At 44.2% G+C, this 18,920-nt stretch carries 16 protein-coding genes; 13 read left to right on the forward strand and 3 right to left on the reverse strand.

Annotated features, from left to right (window positions below; translation table 11 throughout):
* The first annotated feature begins 92 nt into the window (after positions 1 to 92).
* The 5 genes from ABS362_RS14020 (at position 93) to porN (ending at position 5,731) form a co-directional block, all read left to right on the forward strand.
* Positions 93 to 1,064, forward strand: a complete 972-nt coding sequence (locus tag ABS362_RS14020) for a PorP/SprF family type IX secretion system membrane protein (RefSeq protein WP_350413124.1) — start codon at positions 93 to 95, stop codon at positions 1,062 to 1,064.
* A gap of 234 nt (positions 1,065 to 1,298) precedes the next feature.
* A complete protein-coding gene (gene porK / locus ABS362_RS14025) occupies positions 1,299 to 2,318 on the forward strand; it encodes a T9SS ring complex lipoprotein PorK/GldK (RefSeq protein ID WP_350413125.1) in 1,020 nt (339 codons plus the stop codon).
* A gap of 75 nt (positions 2,319 to 2,393) precedes the next feature.
* The gene (gene porL, locus ABS362_RS14030) at positions 2,394 to 3,197 is read left to right on the forward strand and encodes a type IX secretion system motor protein PorL/GldL (protein WP_350413126.1); all 804 of its coding nucleotides are present in this window, start codon (positions 2,394 to 2,396) and stop codon (positions 3,195 to 3,197) included.
* 58 nt (positions 3,198 to 3,255) lie between these two features.
* Complete coding sequence (porM, locus tag ABS362_RS14035) at positions 3,256 to 4,857, forward strand: type IX secretion system motor protein PorM/GldM (protein WP_350413127.1); 1,602 nt, start codon at positions 3,256 to 3,258, stop codon at positions 4,855 to 4,857.
* 22 nt (positions 4,858 to 4,879) lie between these two features.
* Entirely contained in the window at positions 4,880 to 5,731 is an 852-nt protein-coding gene (porN, locus tag ABS362_RS14040) for a type IX secretion system ring subunit PorN/GldN (RefSeq protein ID WP_350413128.1), read from the forward strand.
* Positions 5,732 to 5,800: 69 nt separating this feature from the next.
* Here the strand turns inward: porN and uvrC are convergent, their stop codons facing one another.
* The 3 genes from uvrC to porW are packed head-to-tail and all read right to left on the reverse strand — an operon-like array spanning position 5,801 to position 12,788.
* The gene (gene uvrC, locus ABS362_RS14045; RefSeq protein ID WP_350413129.1) at positions 5,801 to 7,615 is read right to left on the reverse strand and encodes an excinuclease ABC subunit UvrC; all 1,815 of its coding nucleotides are present in this window, start codon (positions 7,613 to 7,615) and stop codon (positions 5,801 to 5,803) included.
* An 11-nt stretch (positions 7,616 to 7,626) separates the two neighbouring features.
* Positions 7,627 to 9,945, reverse strand: a complete 2,319-nt coding sequence (locus ABS362_RS14050; RefSeq protein WP_350413130.1) for a penicillin-binding protein 1A — start codon at positions 9,943 to 9,945, stop codon at positions 7,627 to 7,629.
* Positions 9,946 to 9,950: 5 nt separating this feature from the next.
* Positions 9,951 to 12,788 carry a type IX secretion system periplasmic lipoprotein PorW/SprE gene (gene porW / locus ABS362_RS14055; RefSeq protein WP_350413131.1) on the reverse strand — a complete coding sequence of 946 codons (2,838 nt, stop codon included), beginning with the start codon at positions 12,786 to 12,788 and terminating at the stop codon, positions 9,951 to 9,953.
* A gap of 313 nt (positions 12,789 to 13,101) precedes the next feature.
* Between porW and ABS362_RS14060 the strand changes: the two genes are divergently transcribed.
* From ABS362_RS14060 to atpG, 8 genes are all read left to right on the forward strand, one after another.
* Positions 13,102 to 13,329: an AtpZ/AtpI family protein gene (locus tag ABS362_RS14060; protein ID WP_350413132.1), complete on the forward strand. Its 228-nt coding sequence runs from the start codon at positions 13,102 to 13,104 to the stop codon at positions 13,327 to 13,329.
* A 6-nt stretch (positions 13,330 to 13,335) separates the two neighbouring features.
* Positions 13,336 to 13,725 carry a hypothetical protein gene (locus ABS362_RS14065; protein WP_350413133.1) on the forward strand — a complete coding sequence of 130 codons (390 nt, stop codon included), beginning with the start codon at positions 13,336 to 13,338 and terminating at the stop codon, positions 13,723 to 13,725.
* 38 nt (positions 13,726 to 13,763) lie between these two features.
* Positions 13,764 to 14,795 carry a F0F1 ATP synthase subunit A gene (gene atpB / locus ABS362_RS14070; RefSeq protein WP_350413134.1) on the forward strand — a complete coding sequence of 344 codons (1,032 nt, stop codon included), beginning with the start codon at positions 13,764 to 13,766 and terminating at the stop codon, positions 14,793 to 14,795.
* Between the two features lie 36 nt (positions 14,796 to 14,831).
* A complete protein-coding gene (gene atpE, locus ABS362_RS14075; RefSeq protein WP_162346967.1) occupies positions 14,832 to 15,089 on the forward strand; it encodes an ATP synthase F0 subunit C in 258 nt (85 codons plus the stop codon).
* A 133-nt stretch (positions 15,090 to 15,222) separates the two neighbouring features.
* Positions 15,223 to 15,717: a F0F1 ATP synthase subunit B gene (locus ABS362_RS14080; RefSeq protein ID WP_350413135.1), complete on the forward strand. Its 495-nt coding sequence runs from the start codon at positions 15,223 to 15,225 to the stop codon at positions 15,715 to 15,717.
* Positions 15,718 to 15,769: 52 nt separating this feature from the next.
* Positions 15,770 to 16,327 carry an ATP synthase F1 subunit delta gene (gene atpH / locus ABS362_RS14085; RefSeq protein WP_350413136.1) on the forward strand — a complete coding sequence of 186 codons (558 nt, stop codon included), beginning with the start codon at positions 15,770 to 15,772 and terminating at the stop codon, positions 16,325 to 16,327.
* 2 nt (positions 16,328 to 16,329) lie between these two features.
* Entirely contained in the window at positions 16,330 to 17,910 is a 1,581-nt protein-coding gene (gene atpA, locus ABS362_RS14090) for a F0F1 ATP synthase subunit alpha (protein ID WP_350413137.1), read from the forward strand.
* 75 nt (positions 17,911 to 17,985) lie between these two features.
* Complete coding sequence (gene atpG, locus ABS362_RS14095) at positions 17,986 to 18,876, forward strand: ATP synthase F1 subunit gamma (RefSeq protein ID WP_350413138.1); 891 nt, start codon at positions 17,986 to 17,988, stop codon at positions 18,874 to 18,876.
* Positions 18,877 to 18,920: the final 44 nt, after the last annotated feature.

Genomic DNA, 18,920 nt, shown 5'->3' on the forward strand with positions numbered 1-18,920 from the left:
TTGTTTTTGCGTTTTACCGTTTAAGTAGTATATTTAAATCTCTATACTTCCCATTAGTTATATTACTGTTTCTTGCTTTGTTGCAGTAGCCTATGAAAAAGCTATTACCTGTACTAGTGCTGATTATGTTATGCGGCCAGCACCTGGTTGCACAGCAGCAGCCGCAGTTTACCCACTACAGCTTTAATGGCATGCAGCTAAGCCCTGCCTATGCAGGTATAACCAACCGCCCCGAAATACTGTCGATTTACAGGTACCAGTGGTTGGGATATGATGCGACTTTTGATGATGGTGGGTCACCGCAAACACTGTTGCTAACGGCGCACACGCCAGTCCGCTTGTTGCACGGCGGCGTGGGTGTAAACCTGATGCGGGATAAGATCGCAAACACAACCTATACAACTGCAGCGCTATCCTACTCATTTCATATAAAAATTGGCGAAGGGAAATTGGGATTGGGTATTCAGGGAAATGTGAACAATATCAAGAAAGGCAGTTACAGACCCAACGACGATAATGACCCGAGCGTGCCCAACAACAGCTCAGATACAAAATATGACCTGGGAGCGGGCGTCTGGTACGAATCAAGCACTTTTTATGCTGGCGGAGGTGTAACCAATCTTCTTAAAGCACAGTATGAGTTTGCGAATATAGAAGACGGTATAGACGACGATAAAAAAGGTAGTTTACTTAGCGAAAATCATATTTACGCTACTGCCGGTTATCACTTGCCTGTTTCAAGTATATTTATACTTACTCCAATGGCGCTAATAAAGCACGATACCGAAACTTTTTCGTTTGATGCAGGAGCTAAAATTACCTATGACGAAAAATATTGGGCAGGAGTGAACTACAGACACAAAGAAGCTGTTGGAGCGCTAATCGGGTTAGGTTTGTTTACAGATAATTCATTACGAGTAGGATACGCATTTGACTTTACAATATTCAATAAAGTTGCCAAGGCCCCGACATCACACGAAGTGATGCTCTCTTACAGGCTGCCAGAGCCAACAGTGCGATTTAAACCGCCAGTAAGAACACCGAGGTATAACTTCAGTAAATAAAAGGCCAATACATAAAAAAGCCGATATTAGTTTAAAGTGCAATTCTTAAAAAAATACAGAAAAAAATAGTGATTAATCTGTAAAATAATCCCCTAATTGTACCGTTAAAAAATAATAAATGCGTGTAACAGGTAAATGTTTGTTTATTTGGTACAAAACCTTATATATTTGCTACACCAGTAAAAATGTGCTAAGAATACATTGCTAAAAATTTTACCTTTTTTAAGAGTCATCATGAACAAACTATTTAAGCTGTCTTCCTTCGCTTTGGCGGTGTTGCTGCTTGCAGGTTGCGGATTGAGAAACAGGCCGCAGGGAGACCTGATCGGGTCAGAAGACCGTCCTGATTATAATGCGCAGCAAATACCTTACGGTATGGTGGCGTGCCCGGGCGGAACTTTCCATATGGGGCAGGCAGATCAGGATATTGCTGCAACAATGGCTAACCTGAATAAACAAGTGACGATTGGTGCCTTCTATATGGACGAAACCGAGATCACGAATAATGAATACCGCCAGTTTATGGATGTTATCATGCAGGACTCTCTTGAGGTACTGGGTGAGGACTGGGTAATGGCAGAACTATATCCGGATACAACAGTGTGGGTGAAAGACTTCTCTTACCACATGGGTGATCCGTTAATGGAGTATTACTATTCACACCCTGCGTTTGATGATTATCCGGTAGTAGGTGTTGATTATTTCGCTGCGAAGTATTTCTCAAAGTGGCGTTCAAATTTCAAGAACCAGGCAAATGCTGATAACGGCATGGCTCCTATGCCAAGCTTCAGACTTCCTTCAGAAGCAGAGTGGGAATATGCATCTCGTGGTGGCCGCGACATGACGGTTTATCCTTGGGGTGGTCCGTATCTGCGTAATGCAAAGGGTTGTTTGCTGGCTAACTTTAAGCCAGGCCGCGGTGACTACTATAGCGATGGCTTCTCATACACAGCTCCTGTAGCACAATACTTCCCGAACGACTATGGTCTTTATGATATGGCTGGTAACGTGGCAGAATGGTGTGAAGATGCTTATGCAGATGCTTATGTTCCGATTACCTGGGACTTGAACCCGGTTTATTATGATGACAACGAACCTCGCAAAGTGGTAAGAGGCGGTTCATGGAAAGATATTGCTTACTTCTTGGAAACAGGTACGCGTAATTTTGAATACCAGGACTCAGCACGCTCTTATATCGGCTTCCGTAACGCAATGGTTTATTTAGGCCGTTCTTCAGGAAGAGAGTTCAGATAAGAAACATCCCAATACCCAAATACAGTTAAATACAAAACCCAAACACTTTCGTTCACAAATTAATTAGAAAACAAAATGAGTAACGCTAAAGAACGCAGCTTTGTTTACGACGTCCTGATGCCAAAAGTATATGGTATCGGTGCCGCAGTCGTTATCGTTGGAGCACTTTTCAAAATCATGCACTGGCCTTTTGCGGACGTGATGCTGATTGCAGGTCTTAGTACTGAGGCTGTAATTTTCTTTCTTAGTGCTTTCCAGCCACAGCCACATGATCCGGATTGGGCTAAAGTTTACCCACAGCTTGCCGATGATTATACAGGTGAAGCACTTATGCCAGCAACTTCAGGCGTATCAGGCGGAAACGGTTTGACCCGCAAACTGGATGATATGTTACTAGATGCCAACATCACCCCTGAAACTATAAACTCTTTAGGTTTAGGCCTTAACAGACTTAGCGAGACAGCTGCACAGATGGCTGATATGAGCCAGGCTGCTACTGCTACTTCAGAATATACTATAAGAGTAAAAGAAGCTACAGGTTCGTTAGATAAAATGAACGTGGCTTATGCTACTACTGCTGATGCCTTAGCTCAGATGGCTGGCTCAACTGTAGATGCGAAAGAATATCACCAGCAGATACAAGGCATGACCAGAAACCTTGGTGCACTGAACGCAGTGTACGAAATGGAACTACAAGACGCTAACAACCACTTGAAGGCGATGAATAAGTTCTATGGTAACCTGAGCATGGCCATGGAGAATTTAACTGATGCCAGCAAAGATACAGAGCAATTTAAGCAGGAAGTTTCGAAGCTTACGCAGAACCTACACTCACTTAACAATGTGTACGGTAACATGCTGACAGCTATGAGGGGTTAATCCTTGCTAATTGTAATTGTTCTAAATCATAAGAAAACAACAGTTAATATAGTATAACATGGCTGGAGGAAAAGAGACACCACGGCAGAAGATGATCGGTATGATGTACCTGGTACTTACCGCACTTCTTGCCCTACAAGTGAACTCTGCTATCCTGTTGAAATTTCAGTTCCTGGACGAAAGTTTAATGGAAGTGAATGGCAAAACAGTGAATGACAATGCAGGAGTTCTGACAAATATTAAATCTGCCGTTAACGAAGGTGGTAACAGATCATCAGACGCCCGTGTACTAAACAGTGCACAGGAGATCCGCAAGCAGACATCAGAAATGGTAAACTACATCCGTAGTATCCGTGAAAAACTGGTGAAAGAAACTGGCGGTATGAATGAAGAAATAGCTAATCAGTATGCCAATCCAAGTGCAGAAGATAAGGTAGCTATGACCATGATCGGTGCTGCAAATGCTAACAACGGAGAGGCATATAAGTTAAAAGACAAGCTTAATGCTTATGCGAAGTTCTTAAAGCAGTATAACCCGAGCATGCCAGCGCAACTGGCAAATGACGGTAAAGATGACCCTGTTGCTAAAAACGACAAGTCGCAGCGCAGAAAAGACTTTGCTGAACTTAACTTTGGTGAAACGCCATTAGTAGCAGCTTTAGCGGTTCTTTCTCAGAAAGAAAATGAAGTACTGAAGTACGAGGCTGATGCTTTACAGAAACTGGCTACACAGGTTGGTGCCGATATCATCAAGTTCGAGAAGATATTTGCGATGGCCCGTGCTGAGTCTAAAACTGTAGCAGCTGGTACAAAATATAAGGCAGACATGTTTATTGCTGCTTCTTCTGATGCGATTACGCCAACTATGACTTTCCAGGGTAAGCCTGTAAAAGTAGTAGACGGTAAAGGCCAGGTTGAGTTTACAGCATCTGCATCTAACTATGATGCGGAAGGTAACTCTAAGCAAACATGGAAAGGTCAGATCAAGATCAATCAGAATGGACGTGATACTGTGTTTACAGTAGAGGAGCAGTATGTTGTAGCTAAGCCTGTTATCCAGGTGCAATCTGCAGCAGTACAGGCTTTATACTTCCAGTGCGCAAATGAGCTTAACATACAGGTACCTGCTTTAGGTGCTACATATGACCCAAGCTTTAGTGCATCAGGTGGTTCAGCTATTAAAGGTGCTAAGAAAGGTTTGGTAACAGTAATACCAAGCGCTGCGGAAGTTAAACTTACTGTGAGCAGCGGCGGTAGCACTATCGGTTCTGAATCATTTAAAGTCCGTCCGATACCTAAGCCTGAAGTTGTAGCGTTAGTAAACGGCAGACCTGTTGACATGAAGCGTGGTGTTCCGGCATCATCTTTCAGACAAGTTACACTGGAAGCTATAGCTGACGATGGCTTTAAACAATTATTACCTAATGAAGCGCGTTATAGAGTAACAAAATGGAGAGCATTCCTTGTTAGAAATAACCGCCCGATAGACCAGGCAGAGTTTAACAGCCCAACTGCAAACCTCACTAACTTTGCGTCGAAAGCGACTAAAGGAGACATGGTTTACATTGAAGTGGTAGATGTTAAGCGATTAAACTATAGAGGTGTAGCAGTTGATGCGAAGACCGGTAGAGATTTAAGCTGGAATATCCCATTAAACTAAAATACTTAAGCTTAAAAGGAATATGAAATTAGTAAAAGCATTTGGTGTAGCAGCAGGAGTACTCCTGTCAGTAGGTGCTATGGCACAACAGGTATCAACAACTGCTACAAGCAGTGCATCTGCGAGACCAATTCCTGAGCATGATATTCTCTTCAAGAAAACAGTTTGGCGTAAAATTGACCTGCGTGAAAAGCAGAATCAGCCAATGTTCTCTCAGAACAGACAGATTACGAAGATCATTATTGATGCCGTAAAAAGCGGAGAATTAACACCTTACAAAACTGACTCTGTAAACACACCAATTACGAGAGAAGAGTTTGTTGGTAACATGACTCCGCAAGCTGCCGGAAGTGAATTGAGCGAGGAAGAGATTGCAGCAGGATTAGGAAAGACGGAAGAAGAGGATCCATGGGCGGAAGCGGGTGTAGCAACTGCAGAAGAAGCTGGGCCGATCAGTACTGAATACTTTCCTAAGGATCTGTACCTACTGGAAATCAAAGAAGATGTAGTTTTCGATAAGAAACGCTCCAGAATGTATCATGATATCCAGACTGTTTCGCTAATTGTTCCTTCTACTATGAGCTCACGTGGTTTTGAAGAGCCAATCGCAACATTTAAAATGAGCGACCTGGTACGTGTGTTCCGTGCCAACCCGGAAACGGCAATTTGGTACAACGCGCAAAACACGGCACAGCATAAAAATTTAGCTGATGCATTTGACCTGTGGTTATTCAGTTCTTATATCACTAAAATCTCTAATGCCGGCGACAGATCGTTAGCAGACCAGTTTGGTGGTGGACAGAAAGGTTTATTAGCTGCTCAGGATGCTGCAGAAGCACTTATAGAGTACGAATATAGCCTTTGGAGCTACTAAGCTTTAAAGCAGATAATAAAAAAGGAGACTCAATAATGGGTCTCCTTTTTTATTTATAGTTATTAATAGCTATAGTTGCTGCGGAGCATGAAGATAGTTGTAGAGTATAGTTGCTCTCGCTTTTCCTATCTCTATAGTTAACTCTTCCAGCGTAAGTTCGCGAAGCTTTTTAACAGAGCGGTATTTATTTAAAAGCTGATCAGAAATAACAGGACCTATACCTTTAATATCTGTTAGTTCAGTTTTTAGAGTACCAGCATCACGCTTACTTCGGTGAAATGTAATAGCAAACCGGTGTGCTTCATCGCGGATACGTTGGATAAGGCGAAGCGATTCAGACTTTTTATCGATGTATAGTGGCAGGTTGTCACCCGGGTAAAATATTTCTTCCAGGCGTTTGGCAATACCAACTATAGCTACCTTACCCCAAATATCCAGATCTTTCAAAGCCTTTACAGCAAAGCTTAGCTGCCCTTTACCACCATCTATAATAATAAGCTGGGGTAGTGGCTGGTTCTCATTAAGCAGTCTCCTGTAGCGCCGCGTAACAATCTCGTACATCGATTCGAAGTCGTTGGGTCCGACAACCGTTTTGATGTTAAAATGCCTGTAATCTTTTTTGCTGGGCCTGCCATTCCTAAAACAAACCATAGAGGCCACAGGGTTATCACCCTGGAAGTTAGAGTTATCGAAGCATTCGATTTGACGCGGAAGCTCCGTGAGACGTAGATCCTTTTTCAGCGTTTCCAACACCCTTATTTCACGCTGATCGCTCAATTCGCGGTTCTTTTCCTGGCGGCCTTCGCGTTCTTTGCGCAGGTACATGGCATTTTTAAGAGACAGATTTAGCAGCTTTCGCTTGTCTCCTATCTGCGGGTAAGTAACTGTAATATTATCCAGCGGAAGAGAAACTTCAATGTTAGTGATCACCTCTCGGGAAGTGCTTTCGAACTCCTGGCGCAACTGAACTATAACTGAAGCTAAAATATCTTCATCCGCCTCATCCAGTTTCTTCTGTATCTCCAGCGACTGTGTCAGAATAATCGATCCATTCATTACTTTCAGGTAATTTAGGAACGCGCACTGCTCGTTAGATGTAATAGTAAAAACATCAATATTAGTGAGCGTATTACTTACTACCGTAGATTTAACCTGGAAATCTTCAAGCATGTCAAGTTTCTGCTTGTACTGATGTGCCAGCTCAAACTGAAATTCAGCAGCTGCAGTGGCCATGTGCTCTTTGAAGTAATTCTTAGCTATAGTCAGGTTACCCGAAAGAATACTTCTTATCTGTGAAATATAATGATTGTAGGTTGTCTCATCTTCCAATGCTTCACAGGGTCCTTTGCAATTGCCGATGTGATATTCCAGGCAAACCTTAAACTTGCCGGCGGCAATATTTTCCGGTGAAAGGTTGTAAGTACAGGTGCGAAGGGGATAAAGTGTTCTTATCAGGTCCAAAACTACATGCATAGTAGTACCACTTGGGTAAGGTCCAAAGTAACGGGAGCCGTCGTTTATCTTGTTACGGGTGCTGATAACACGGGGAAAGCGCTCATTAACTATACAGATATAAGGATAGGTCTTCCCGTCTTTCAGCAGAATATTGTACTTAGGCTGATACTGTTTGATGAGGTTGTTCTCCAGTAAGAAAGCATCTGCTTCGGTATCAACTATAGTAAACTCAATGTTTTTTATCTGGGAGACAAGCTTCAGTGTTTTCTTATTATGCTGGGCCGAGCGATTGAAATAAGAACTTACACGTTTTCTTATATCAACCGCTTTGCCAACATAGATAATACCTTTCTCGTCAAAAAACTTGTAGATGCCGGGCTTATGCGGCAGGTGCGATATAGTTTCTTTCAGCTTCTCGTTAGCAGGCATTTTAGCTCAAATTAGATCTCAGCATCCAGGTCTATTTCAGTAGGCATTAACAGGAACTCGTCCTGTTGGGCCGAATCCATCGGCATTCCACTACTGTTGTACCTGGCGCAGTCTAATTCTACAGATAAAGGCGCTAAAGGTTTAGGGAAAGGTTGCTTTGAAACATCCAGGGTTTTATCTGCATACACTTTCTGCATAAAATCTCCATAGATCGGCATGGCCGTTTTATTACCCTGCCCTAAGGCGATACTTCTGAAGTGGATAGAACGATCTTCGCCGCCAACCCATGTACCTGTTACAAGGTTAGGGGTAAGTCCCATAAACCAGCCATCAGACTGGTTCTGAGTCGTACCTGTCTTGGCAGCTATTTCATTTTTCAGGCCATTGCGGTGGCGCAAACCATAATATGCTGTACCACCGGGCTCGGCAGCAGCTTTAAGCATGTGCACCATCATGTAAGCAGTTTCTTCACTCAGCGATTCCATCGTTTTTGGAGCGAATACCTTCAGCACATTGCCATGCTTATCCTCAATCCTGGTAATATAGTTCGGTTCTACCCAGGTTCCTCCATTTACGAATGTACCGTAAGCGCCTACCATATCAAACAACGTAACATCGCTGGTACCAAGTGCTAATGATGGTGTTGGGTCCAGAGGAGTAGAGATACCCATACGTTTGGCTGTTTTAACCAAAGTTTCGGCCCCCAGTTTATTTACAAGGAAAGCAGAAATAGAGTTAACAGATTCGGCAAGGGCTTTACGTAACGTGAATTTCTCTCCTGAGAATTTATTGTCTGCATTGTTAGGGCACCACATATTGCCATCCGGTAACGGAATACATACCTGCGCATCTATAACCTCATAGCAAGGGTAGTAGCCATTTTCGATAGCAGCTGTGTAAAGGAATGGCTTAAAGGTAGAGCCCGGCTGGCGTGCACCCTGCTTAACGTGGTCGTATTTAAAGTGCTTGTAATTGATACCTCCTACCCAGGCTTTGATGTGGCCAGTTTGTGGCTCCATAGCCATAAAGCCAGTCTGCAGAAAGTGCTTATAGTACTTCAGCGAGTCCATCGGGCTCATCATGCGCTCTTCTTCACCGTTCCAGGTAAATACCTTCATCGGTATTTTCTTGTTCAGGTAGTAGTTTATTGAGTCTTCGTTTCCATCAAAGCGCTCATCTAACCTGCGGTAACGGTCGGTGCGTTTAATGGCCTGTTCAGCAAATCCTTTAATTTCTCTGTTGTCACGGTCAACCCACGGGTTGCGGCCTTTCCAGTGCTCAAAGAACAGTTTCTGCTGGCCTTTCATGTGTTTTTCAACAGCTTGTTCAGCATATTCCTGCATCCGCGAATCTATAGTTGTGTAGATCTTCAGACCATCTGCATACAGGTCGTAGCCATTTTCGCGGCACCACTGCAACAGGAACTTGCTGGCTTCGGTACGGAAATAAGGCGCAAGGCCGATGTTCTGGTTCTCGACACGGTAATCAAGTTTTATGTCTTTTTCCTTTAGCTGATTATATTCTTCTTCCGGCAGATAACCATATTTCACCATCTGCGAAAGCACCACATTACGGCGAAGTTTAGAATTGTCTGGGTTAAACTTAGGGCTAAAAGCAGTCGGCGCTTTCAGCAAACCTACCAACACCGCAGATTCCTGTACCTGCAGATCTTCGGGCTTTTTGTTAAAGAACGTTCTGGCAGCTACTTTTATACCAAAGGCATTCGATCCGAAATCAACTGTGTTCAGGTACATGGTCATGATCTCGCGCTTGGTATAGTTGCGCTCCAGCTTCACGGCCATTATCCACTCTTTTGTTTTCAGGATGAGCATACCTAGACCCGGCACGTCGTTAAGCACACCATTATTCAGCTCGTCACTACGGGTGTCAAACAGGTTTTTGGCAACCTGCTGCGTTAAGGTACTACCGCCACCTTTGCGGTTGCCGGTAATGATACCTGCAGCCACACGGCCCATTGCCTCTGCATCTATACCAGAGTGTTCTTCAAAACGGATATCCTCTGTTGCGACAAGGGCATTGATAAGGTTTTCAGGCAGGTCTTCGTAGTCTACCGGCGAACGGTTCTCACGAAAATATTTACCCAGCAGTTTATTATCGGCAGAGTATAGTTCCGATGCCAGTTCGCTTTTAGGGTTTTCAAGGGTACGCAGGTTAGGCAACTCGCCAAACAGGTTCAGGAAGTTAACGCTAACGGCATAAACATAAATTATAAACGCCACAAAGCCGCCGGCAAACAGCAGCCAAAGGGTGGTTATTACTTTCGGGAAAACCGTTTTTTGTGGTGCAATGGTCTTTTGACGCGTAGTCATGTACTTTAATAATTGTTTTTGAAGAAAGTCTGGTATGCTTCTACATCTTTCTTCTGCATAAATTTAGTATAGTTGGCAGAAGATATGACAAAGGTAATGAATTCTATGCCTCTAATTGTACCAACCGGAGCTTGTGGTCCTTTTTGTTTTATATTATAAGACTTAGCAATTTTCAGATCGTTAACAGAGCGGCCAATAAGCATCGTTTTACCGGCTGTAAGTGGCTCTTCTGTTACCGTTATGTTTTCTGCTTTAAAAAACCTGTTGTTATACTGCTCATACTTGGTAACTATATCCTTAAAAGAAGCATGCCCTGTCGGGTAGATCAGTACAAAATAATAAGCACTGTCAGGTTCCGAACTATAGGCCATCGGGTCAGGAGCCGGTAAACTGGCTGCTACAGCTGCAGAGTCTGGTAGGTCTGATATGTCAGGCAAATTAGTTGGCTCCGCTTTAGTTGTTGAGTCCTTAGCGGGTATAGTATCTGTTATAGTTCGCTCTGTAGTAACAGTTTTGGTCTTATCTATAGTTGGTTGTACCGGTGCGGTAGATGCAAGTATCGTGCTGACTTTTTCTTCCGGAGTTTGGGATGAGGTCGCTTCTTTTGGTTTTGTAACGGCAGGAGCATCTTTGCGCAACTGGTTCTTTTGCTCCAGCGCACTATAGGTATCCAGCAATTTAGCAGCATTGGCTTGCAATGAGCTTGTTGGGTATGCTTTCCTGAATCGCTCCAGTTGCTGCTTTAGCTCCTGTGGCTCTTTTGTGCGTGCAGTTATAAGTATTTCCAGGTAAGCGGTTTTGTCCTGTATGTCGCTGAGCGGATACTGGCTAATAAGCTGGTTCACGATCTGTTGCGCCATTTTATAGTTAGCATCCTCGTAATATGTATAGGCAGAGTCGTAAAGGGCATGTGCTTTTAAGTTCTCCGCTGCATTTTTGCTCATAAAGTCAGCATCATCTACTAACTGCGCAAAAGAGGAATTAGGGAACTGCTGCTTTATCTTATTATAGTATACCTGTTTCTGTGCATCGTTATTAGCCTTAATATAGATCAGGTACAGCGCATAGTAGGTTTCAGCGGCATGCTCGGTTTTCGGGAAGCGCTTCAGGAGTTCTTCGTACGTCTCAGTGGCCTTCACAGAATTTTTCAGGTTCTGGTTATAGATATTGCCCAGCGTAAACAAAGCCTCTTCCACCATCTTTTCAGATCTCTGAAAGGCAGCTGTAGTTAGCGGAATATCCTGTAAATAGGTTTGTACCTGGGCTTCTGCTCTGGCTTCCGGGCTTATAGTTGAATCAGGTTCAGCTATAGTTTGTGTTTGCTGTTGTGCTAACTGCGGTTGTCCGTCACTTTCGCCGCGGCTCCTTATCCGCCAGAAATCCTGCAATGGCCGGTCTCCCCAGCGGCGTATGAACTCTGAGCGAGCACTTGCCATAGCGGCAGGGTTATCGAAATACCATACTCCAGCCGAATTAGTGGTCGGGTTAAAAGCTACCGCGTCGTTAGAGTTAATGCCGGATCGGCGTTGCTCTTTCCGGGTTTGCTCTTGCTGCTGCTGGCGGGCCAGTAACTGCTGTCGCTCTTCTTCCTCACGTTGCACCAATTGCTGCAGAAAAGTCATTCTATCTGACTCGCTCATGCGTGCAATGCGTTGTAAACTGTCCTGGGTTTGTATCGTGTTATACTGTGTGGCAAAAGAAGTAAGCACATCGCGGCGTTCGGCTACAGCTTCGTATTCAGGGGCAGTTTTAGGGTACACCTGCACGGCGCTGTCGTAATAAGCCTGTGCCATGTTGTACTTGCCCAGGTGGTCGAAATAGATTTTACCGGCTGACAGGTAACTATAGGCTTTCTGGTTTGGCAACGAGCCGCGCTCTTTTATAGATCGCTGCAGATACGAAAGGGCTTTGTCAAAATTCCCCTTCCGTAGTTCGAACTGTGCCATTTCGTACAGGATCTTGTCCTTGTACTCCACGTTTTTCTCGTCCTTCAGCATTTTCTCGTAAAAGCCGGCAATACGCTCCTGGTCCTGTTCATCGCTCAGCTCCGAAACCTGGCCAATATATAACCTGCTGAAAAAGCCCAGATCGTAAGGAGGGTTGCGTTTTAAAATTTTGCTATATTGTTTGTAAGCTTCTTTGTCCTGGTCGGTAGCCTGGTATAGTTGCGCCAGTGCAAAACGTACCCGCGACTGGGCATCCTTTTCTTCAAAGTTCGGGATAGACAACGCCAGGTTCTCGATGACGGCCGCCGTGTCGCCCAACATGCGGTGGTACTGGGCACGGGCCAGGTATAGTTCGCGTGCATTGTCTTTATTAAGTCTTTCCCGGCGGAGCAACTCCGATACCTGGTTGGCATTATCTTCTTCTTCCATCTGCAGGTATGTGCGCATCAGCCAGACCAAAGCCTCATGTCGCGCATCCTTATCCTTACTTATGGTATTGGCATATTTGAACGTACGGGCAGCATCTGCAAAATCAAGCTGGTAATAGCGGGCCCGGCCTATCAGTATATAGCTATCATCTATCCACTTGCTATTTTTGTGGTACTGTATCGGGAACGATGCTTTTTTAACAATATCCTCAAGTTCTGCTGCGGCGGCTTTGGCCGTTGTCGAATCTATAGTTGGATAGATCGGAATGGCCTGGTTATAGTCGTACTGCATTTGTGTCTGCAGTGCTTCCTCTACGGCACGCAGTTTTTCGCGTGCCAGAAAATAGCCATTGTACCTGGCTGTAGTGTTATGATAGGTTTTGCTAAGCGGATTGGAACGTTCCACGGAGCACCCAACAGACAGCAGGGCAATGAACAGAATAAGAAGGTATACTATGTTTTGCTTCAAGTTATGTTGCGATGCAGAAATTTGTGGACATGTATAAAAATAACGTTGCGGCTGGCTTACAAAGTATAAGATGATACACAACAAAAGCGCATACGCACCCACCTGCAACTGGTTTAGCCAACCCAACTCCTACAAAAATACACTAATATATAATATAAGGTACAACCCAGGGTGCCTGCTTATGAACTATATAGAAAAGCTTTTGGTTTCAGGCGGGGTTAAGTAAGGATAAATAAGGGCAACTCAACTGCTTATTTATCAGTTACAGCAGTTTACATCAAAAAAAGACGTAATTTTGCACAAAATTTAATCTATGGCAGCAACTCCCGAAGGCGAAAAGAAAGATGGTGGTGTAAAACCATACCTGAAATACTCAGGACTAGCTTTCCAGATGATCGGGGTGATGGTGCTGGCTGCCTGGGGCGGCATGAAACTGGATGAACATTTTGCCACCCAGAATCCGTGGTTCACGATCAGTTTGCTGTTGATAGCAGTCGTAGCCTCTATTGTTTTGGTTATACTTTCTTTAAATAAAAAATAAGTACCTGTGGATTTTCTTAAAAAGCTTGCGCTGTTTTCGTTGGGTATTGGCTTGCTGGTTGGGGCGTTGCAGTTTTATACCGGTAACCAGTTGGTGCATACGCATGTATGGTGGCTGTTCGGGTTTATGGTTATAGTTACGGCGCTGACCTTTTATGTGTCCAGGCTGGGTGTAAGCTACGACAGCGATAACTTTCAGCTCTATTATTTCGGTTCTATGGGCTTCCGGATGATCCTGAGCATTGCACTTATATTTATATATGTGTTCATGTTCTCAGAGAACGAGCTGCAGTTTGTGCTCAACTTCTTTGTGTTATATTTTCTATTTACCGGGTTTGAAATTTACAGCTTATTGGCTAACTTCGCACCGCAATTGAAAAAGCAAAACGAAGTATAAATTGTTTCTTTACAACCATTGCTTCTAACTATCTCTTAATGAAGAAGTTATTTATTTTACTGTTTTCCTTCTTAACGATAACGGCTCAGGCTGCATCTTCGGAAGGTGAAGAATTCAAGCCTGGCGATATGATCACGCATCACATCGCAGATGATTATACCTGGCATTTTGCTGATGGCGCAGTGCTTTATTTGCCTGTTATCCTGATAGATAACGGTCAGGTAAATGTGTTCTCGTCAAGTAACTTCTATAACGAAGCGCATGAACTGGTGCCTTACAATGGCTACAAAGTAGAGCATGGTCATATTTACAAGGTAAACGAAGCCGGTGGGCCTGTTGAAGGTTACAAAGGTCTTTACGACCTGTCTATCACGAAGAACGTGGCTTCAATGTTCGTAAGTGTTGCTTTGTTGTTCTTTGTGTTCTTCTCTATTGCAGGCAGCTACAAGAAAAATGCTGGCAAAGCTCCTCGTGGCATGCAGTCATTCTTCGAGCCGATCATCATCTTTATTCGTGATGAGATAGCAAAAGCGAACATTGGTCCTAAGTATGAGCGCTACATGCCGTACCTGCTTACAATCTTCTTTTTTATCTGGTTTAACAACCTGCTTGGCTTAATGCCGGGTGGCGCTAACTTAACCGGAAATATTGCGGTAACGCTTGTGCTGGCGGCTATGACGCTCCTTATTACAGTGTTTAGCGGTAACAAAAGCTACTGGGGTCACATCTTCGCAACGCCTGGTGTACCAGTATGGCTGGCTCCAATCATGATCCCGGTAGAATTGATCGGTATCATTACCAAGCCATTTTCCCTGATGGTTCGACTTTTTGCTAACATTACGGCAGGTCACATCATCATTCTTTCCCTGTTCAGCTTGATCTTTATTTTCAAGAGCATTGCAGTTGGTCCGTTGAGCGTGGCGTTCGCTACCTTCATGAACTTCCTGGAGTTGTTCGTGGCGCTGTTACAGGCTTATATCTTTACCTTGTTATCTGCCATGTATTTTGGTGGTGCTGTAGAAGAGCATGACCATGTAGGTGACTTAGGTCATGGCGATGGCGGTCATTAATCTGAATTCTTTTTTTAACTATATATAACTACAATTATGTTATTAGCAATGTTGCTTCAAGTTGCGACCGATTACGGTCTAGCTATCATGGGTGCTGGTATCGGTGCTGGTCTTGTTGCCCTTGGCGCTGGTTTAGGTATCGGTAGAATCGGTGGCTCTGCCATGGAATCTATTGCTCGTCAGCCAGAAGCTGGTGGTAAAATCCAGACTGCTATGATTATTGCAGCTGCTCTTATCGAAGGTGTTGCACTTTTCGGTGTGGTAGTTTGTCTGCTAATCTCTTTCAAAGGCTAGTAATAGCTTTTGCAGATCTCACGTCCGGACGAATGGTCCGGACGATGAGATCTAAAGTAGTAACATAGTTAAAAAGCCATAGTTGCGAAGGCAGCAGGCAAACAAAAAACTAAATAGTCAACTTTCATAAACAATGGAATTAGTAACCCCCAATTTCGGTCTAATTTTCTGGCAGTTAGTAACGTTCCTGATCGTTCTTTTCCTGCTTACTAAATTCGCTTGGAAGCCAATCATGAGCGCACTTCGCGAGCGTGAGACTTCTATCGAAAACGCGTTGAGCGCAGCTGAAAAAGCAAAGCTTGAAATGCAAGGCTTAAAAGCTGAGAACGAGAAACTGTTGGCTGAAGCACGTATGGAGCGTGATAAAATCCTGAAAGAAGCGTCTGATGCTGGTAATACACTTGTAGAAAATGCAAGAAACAAAGCAAACGAAGAAGGTTCACGCATGATTGCACAGGCCCGTGAAGCTATTGAGAATGAAAAGCGTGCTGCTATTACAGAAGTAAAAAATATGGCAGCAGCTCTATCAGTAGATATCGCTGAGCGCATCTTGAGAAAAGAACTGAATGATCCACAGGCGCAGCAAGCCCTGGCACAGGATTATATTCGCGAAGTAACGCTTAACTAATAATATAAACGGAAGGTGCTGCAAAGCACTGGCCATACTTTATAAAAGCAATATGTCAGAATTAAGAGTTGCTTCCAGATACGCGAAGTCGCTGATTGAACTGGCTGCGGAAAAAGGCGTTGTAGAGCAGGTACATGATGACATGAAACTGTTTACCAGCGTAGTTTCCCAGAACAGGGATTTTCAGTTACTTCTAAACAACCCGATCGTAAAGTCAGACAAAAAACTGGCGGTTATCAACGCTGTGTTCAAAGGCAAAGTGAATGAAATGACACTGGCTTTCTTTAACATCGTTGCCCGTAAAAGCCGCGAGTCTATCCTGGAGTTTGTAGCAACAGAGTTTGAAAAGCAGTATAACATTATGAAAGGTATACAGCGAGCAAGTGTAACAACTGCTGCGCCACTTTCTCCTGCTTTACGCCAGCAACTAGGCGAAAAACTGGCTAACGAAACCGGTAAAACTATACAGTTAGAAGAAATGATCGATCCAAGCCTTATTGGCGGCTTTGTGCTGAAAGTAGGCGATAAACAGATCGATAGCTCTGTGAAGTATAGCCTTCGCAAGCTTAAGAATAAATTTAAAGACAATTCCTATATTAATAAACTATAATCATGGCAGAAGTAAGACCTGACGAAGTATCAGCCATACTAAGAGAGCAGCTATCAAACTTCCGTTCTGAGGCAGAACTGGAAGAAGTAGGTACAGTACTGCAAGTGGGTGACGGTGTCGCTCGTATCTATGGCCTTTCCAGAGCACAGTCTGGGGAGCTTTTAGAGTTTGAGAACGGACTTCAGGCGCTTGTTCTGAACCTGGAAGAAGACAATGTTGGTGCCGTAATGCTTGGCGATTACAGCGAGATCAAAGAAGGCGCTACAGTAAGAAGAACAAATCGCATCGCCTCTGTTAAAGTTGGTGATGATATAATTGGCCGTGTGGTTAACACACTTGGTCAGCCTATAGATGGTCGTGGACCGATTGCCGGTGACTTATACGAGATGCCATTGGAGCGTAAAGCACCAGGTGTTATCTTCCGTCAGCCGGTAAACGAGCCAATGCAGACTGGTATCAAAGCGATCGACTCAATGATTCCGATCGGCCGTGGTCAGCGTGAGCTTATCATCGGTGACCGCCAGACTGGTAAGTCAGCTGTTGCGATCGATACGATCCTGAACCAGCGTGAATTCTTTGAAAAAGGAAAGCCTGTATTCTGTATCTATGTGGCAGTTGGTCAGAAAGCATCTACAGTAGCACAGGTTGTTAAAGCCCTAACTGAAGGTGGTGCAATGGACTACACAGTAGTTGTTGCGGCTTCTGCTTCTGATCCGGCTCCTATGCAGTTCTTTGCTCCGTTTACAGGTGCTGCTATCGGTGAATTCTTCCGCGATACTGGTCGTCCTGCACTGGTTGTTTATGATGACCTTTCTAAGCAGGCGGTTGCTTACCGCGAAGTTTCTCTTCTACTGAGAAGACCTCCGGGGCGTGAAGCTTACCCAGGTGACGTATTCTATCTGCACTCACGTTTATTAGAGCGTGCTGCAAAAGTTAATGCATCTGACGATATCGCAAGAGAGATGAACGACCTGCCAGAGTCTATCCGTCATATGGTGAAAGGTGGTGGTTCTTTAACTGCTCTTCCAATCATCGAGACACAGGCTGGTGACGTTTCTGCCTATATTCCGACAAACGTGATCTCAATCACAGACGGTCAGATCTTCCTTGAGACGAACCTTTTCAACTCAGGTATCCGTCCTGCGATCAACGTAGGTATTTCGGTATCTCGTGTGGGTGGTAACGCTCAGATCAAGGCGATGAAGAAAGTGTCTGGTACGCTGAAGCTTGACCAGGCGCAGTTCCGTGAATTGGAAGCGTTTGCTAAATTTGGTTCTGACCTGGATGCTGCTACTAAGCTTACTATTGAGCGTGGTCGTCGTAACCTGGAGATCCTGAAGCAGCCGCAGTTCTCTCCGGTTCCGGTTGAGGAGCAGGTAGCTATTATCTACTGCGCTACAAATGGTTTGCTGGATGATGTTCCGGTAAATGAAGTTAGAACGTTTGAGAAAGATTTCCTGCGTACAATGCGTGCTCAGCACGAAGGAACACTAAATGCTTTGTTAGCCGGTAAACTGGATGACGAAACAACAGGTGTTATCCGTCAGGTAGCAAGAGAGCTTTCAGCTAAATACAAGAAGTAATTTTTAAGTTATGCGTTAGGGGTTAAGGAGTTTAAAGCTTCTTAGCCTTTAACTTTTGCTCATAACAAAAACTATATGGCAAGTTTAAAAGAGGTTAGAAACCGCATTACATCGGTATCGTCGACACAGCAGATCACAAAAGCCATGAAAATGGTGGCAGCTGCAAAGCTAAGACGTGCGCAGGATAACATTTTGCGTATGCGCCCTTATGCGCAGCGCTTAGGCGGTATACTTGCTAACCTGTCTTCGCTTACCGAAAGTTCAGTAGAAAATAAATACTCTGTAAAGCGTGAGGTAAACAGAGTACTTATAATTGCTGTAACTTCTGACCGTGGTCTGGCGGGTGCTTTTAACTCTAACATTATCAAAACTGTTACCACACTAGCTGCTACCAGATACAGCAGCCAGATGGAAGCAGGTAATGTTACCTTTTTAACGATAGGTAAAAAAGGTTTTGAAGCACTAACCAAGCGTGGCTATAATGTAATAGGCGACTATAATACGATCTTCACTAACCTTTCTTTTGATACTGTTCGTGCTGCTGCAGAGCGTGCAATGGATGGTTTCGTAGATGGGGAGTTTGATCAGGTGGAACTTGTTTATAATGAGTTCAAGAACGTAGCAACGCAAATCGTTCGTACAGAGCAGTTCCTTCCTATTGAAGAGCAGCCAGTAGATGATAGCAAAGCTGCAACGCTTGTAGCCGACTATACTTTTGAACCATCTAAAGAAGAGATCATCCAGGAGCTAATACCTAAGTCGTTAAAGATACAGGTTTATAAAGCTGTGCTTGAGTCGAACGCATCGGAACACGGCGCCAGAATGACGGCCATGGATAAGGCTACGGAAAATGCCGGCGAACTACTGAAGGAGCTTAAGCTTACCTACAACAGGACGAGACAGGCAGCCATCACGAAGGAGATTCTCGAGATCGTGGGTGGTGCCGAGGCCCTTGCTTCAAAATAACGAAGAAAGAAATACCGATAAAGCAGCGCCCATCTCTAAGGTGG

Origin of the sequence: Pontibacter populi, from assembly GCF_040278685.1 — a bacterium.
GTDB classification, from domain to species: domain Bacteria; phylum Bacteroidota; class Bacteroidia; order Cytophagales; family Hymenobacteraceae; genus Pontibacter; species Pontibacter populi.

Coding starts and splice junctions, on each gene's coding strand:
- ABS362_RS14020 (WP_350413124.1), top strand. CDS start 93: ATGAAAAAGCTATTACCTGTACTAGTGCTGATTATGTTATGCGGCCAG.
- porK (WP_350413125.1), top strand. CDS start 1,299: ATGAACAAACTATTTAAGCTGTCTTCCTTCGCTTTGGCGGTGTTGCTG.
- porL (WP_350413126.1), top strand. CDS start 2,394: ATGAGTAACGCTAAAGAACGCAGCTTTGTTTACGACGTCCTGATGCCA.
- porM (WP_350413127.1), top strand. CDS start 3,256: ATGGCTGGAGGAAAAGAGACACCACGGCAGAAGATGATCGGTATGATG.
- porN (WP_350413128.1), top strand. CDS start 4,880: ATGAAATTAGTAAAAGCATTTGGTGTAGCAGCAGGAGTACTCCTGTCA.
- uvrC (WP_350413129.1), bottom strand. CDS start 7,615: ATGCCTGCTAACGAGAAGCTGAAAGAAACTATATCGCACCTGCCGCAT.
- ABS362_RS14050 (WP_350413130.1), bottom strand. CDS start 9,945: ATGACTACGCGTCAAAAGACCATTGCACCACAAAAAACGGTTTTCCCG.
- ABS362_RS14060 (WP_350413132.1), top strand. CDS start 13,102: ATGGCAGCAACTCCCGAAGGCGAAAAGAAAGATGGTGGTGTAAAACCA.
- atpB (WP_350413134.1), top strand. CDS start 13,764: ATGAAGAAGTTATTTATTTTACTGTTTTCCTTCTTAACGATAACGGCT.
- atpE (WP_162346967.1), top strand. CDS start 14,832: ATGTTATTAGCAATGTTGCTTCAAGTTGCGACCGATTACGGTCTAGCT.
- ABS362_RS14080 (WP_350413135.1), top strand. CDS start 15,223: ATGGAATTAGTAACCCCCAATTTCGGTCTAATTTTCTGGCAGTTAGTA.
- atpH (WP_350413136.1), top strand. CDS start 15,770: ATGTCAGAATTAAGAGTTGCTTCCAGATACGCGAAGTCGCTGATTGAA.
- atpA (WP_350413137.1), top strand. CDS start 16,330: ATGGCAGAAGTAAGACCTGACGAAGTATCAGCCATACTAAGAGAGCAG.
- atpG (WP_350413138.1), top strand. CDS start 17,986: ATGGCAAGTTTAAAAGAGGTTAGAAACCGCATTACATCGGTATCGTCG.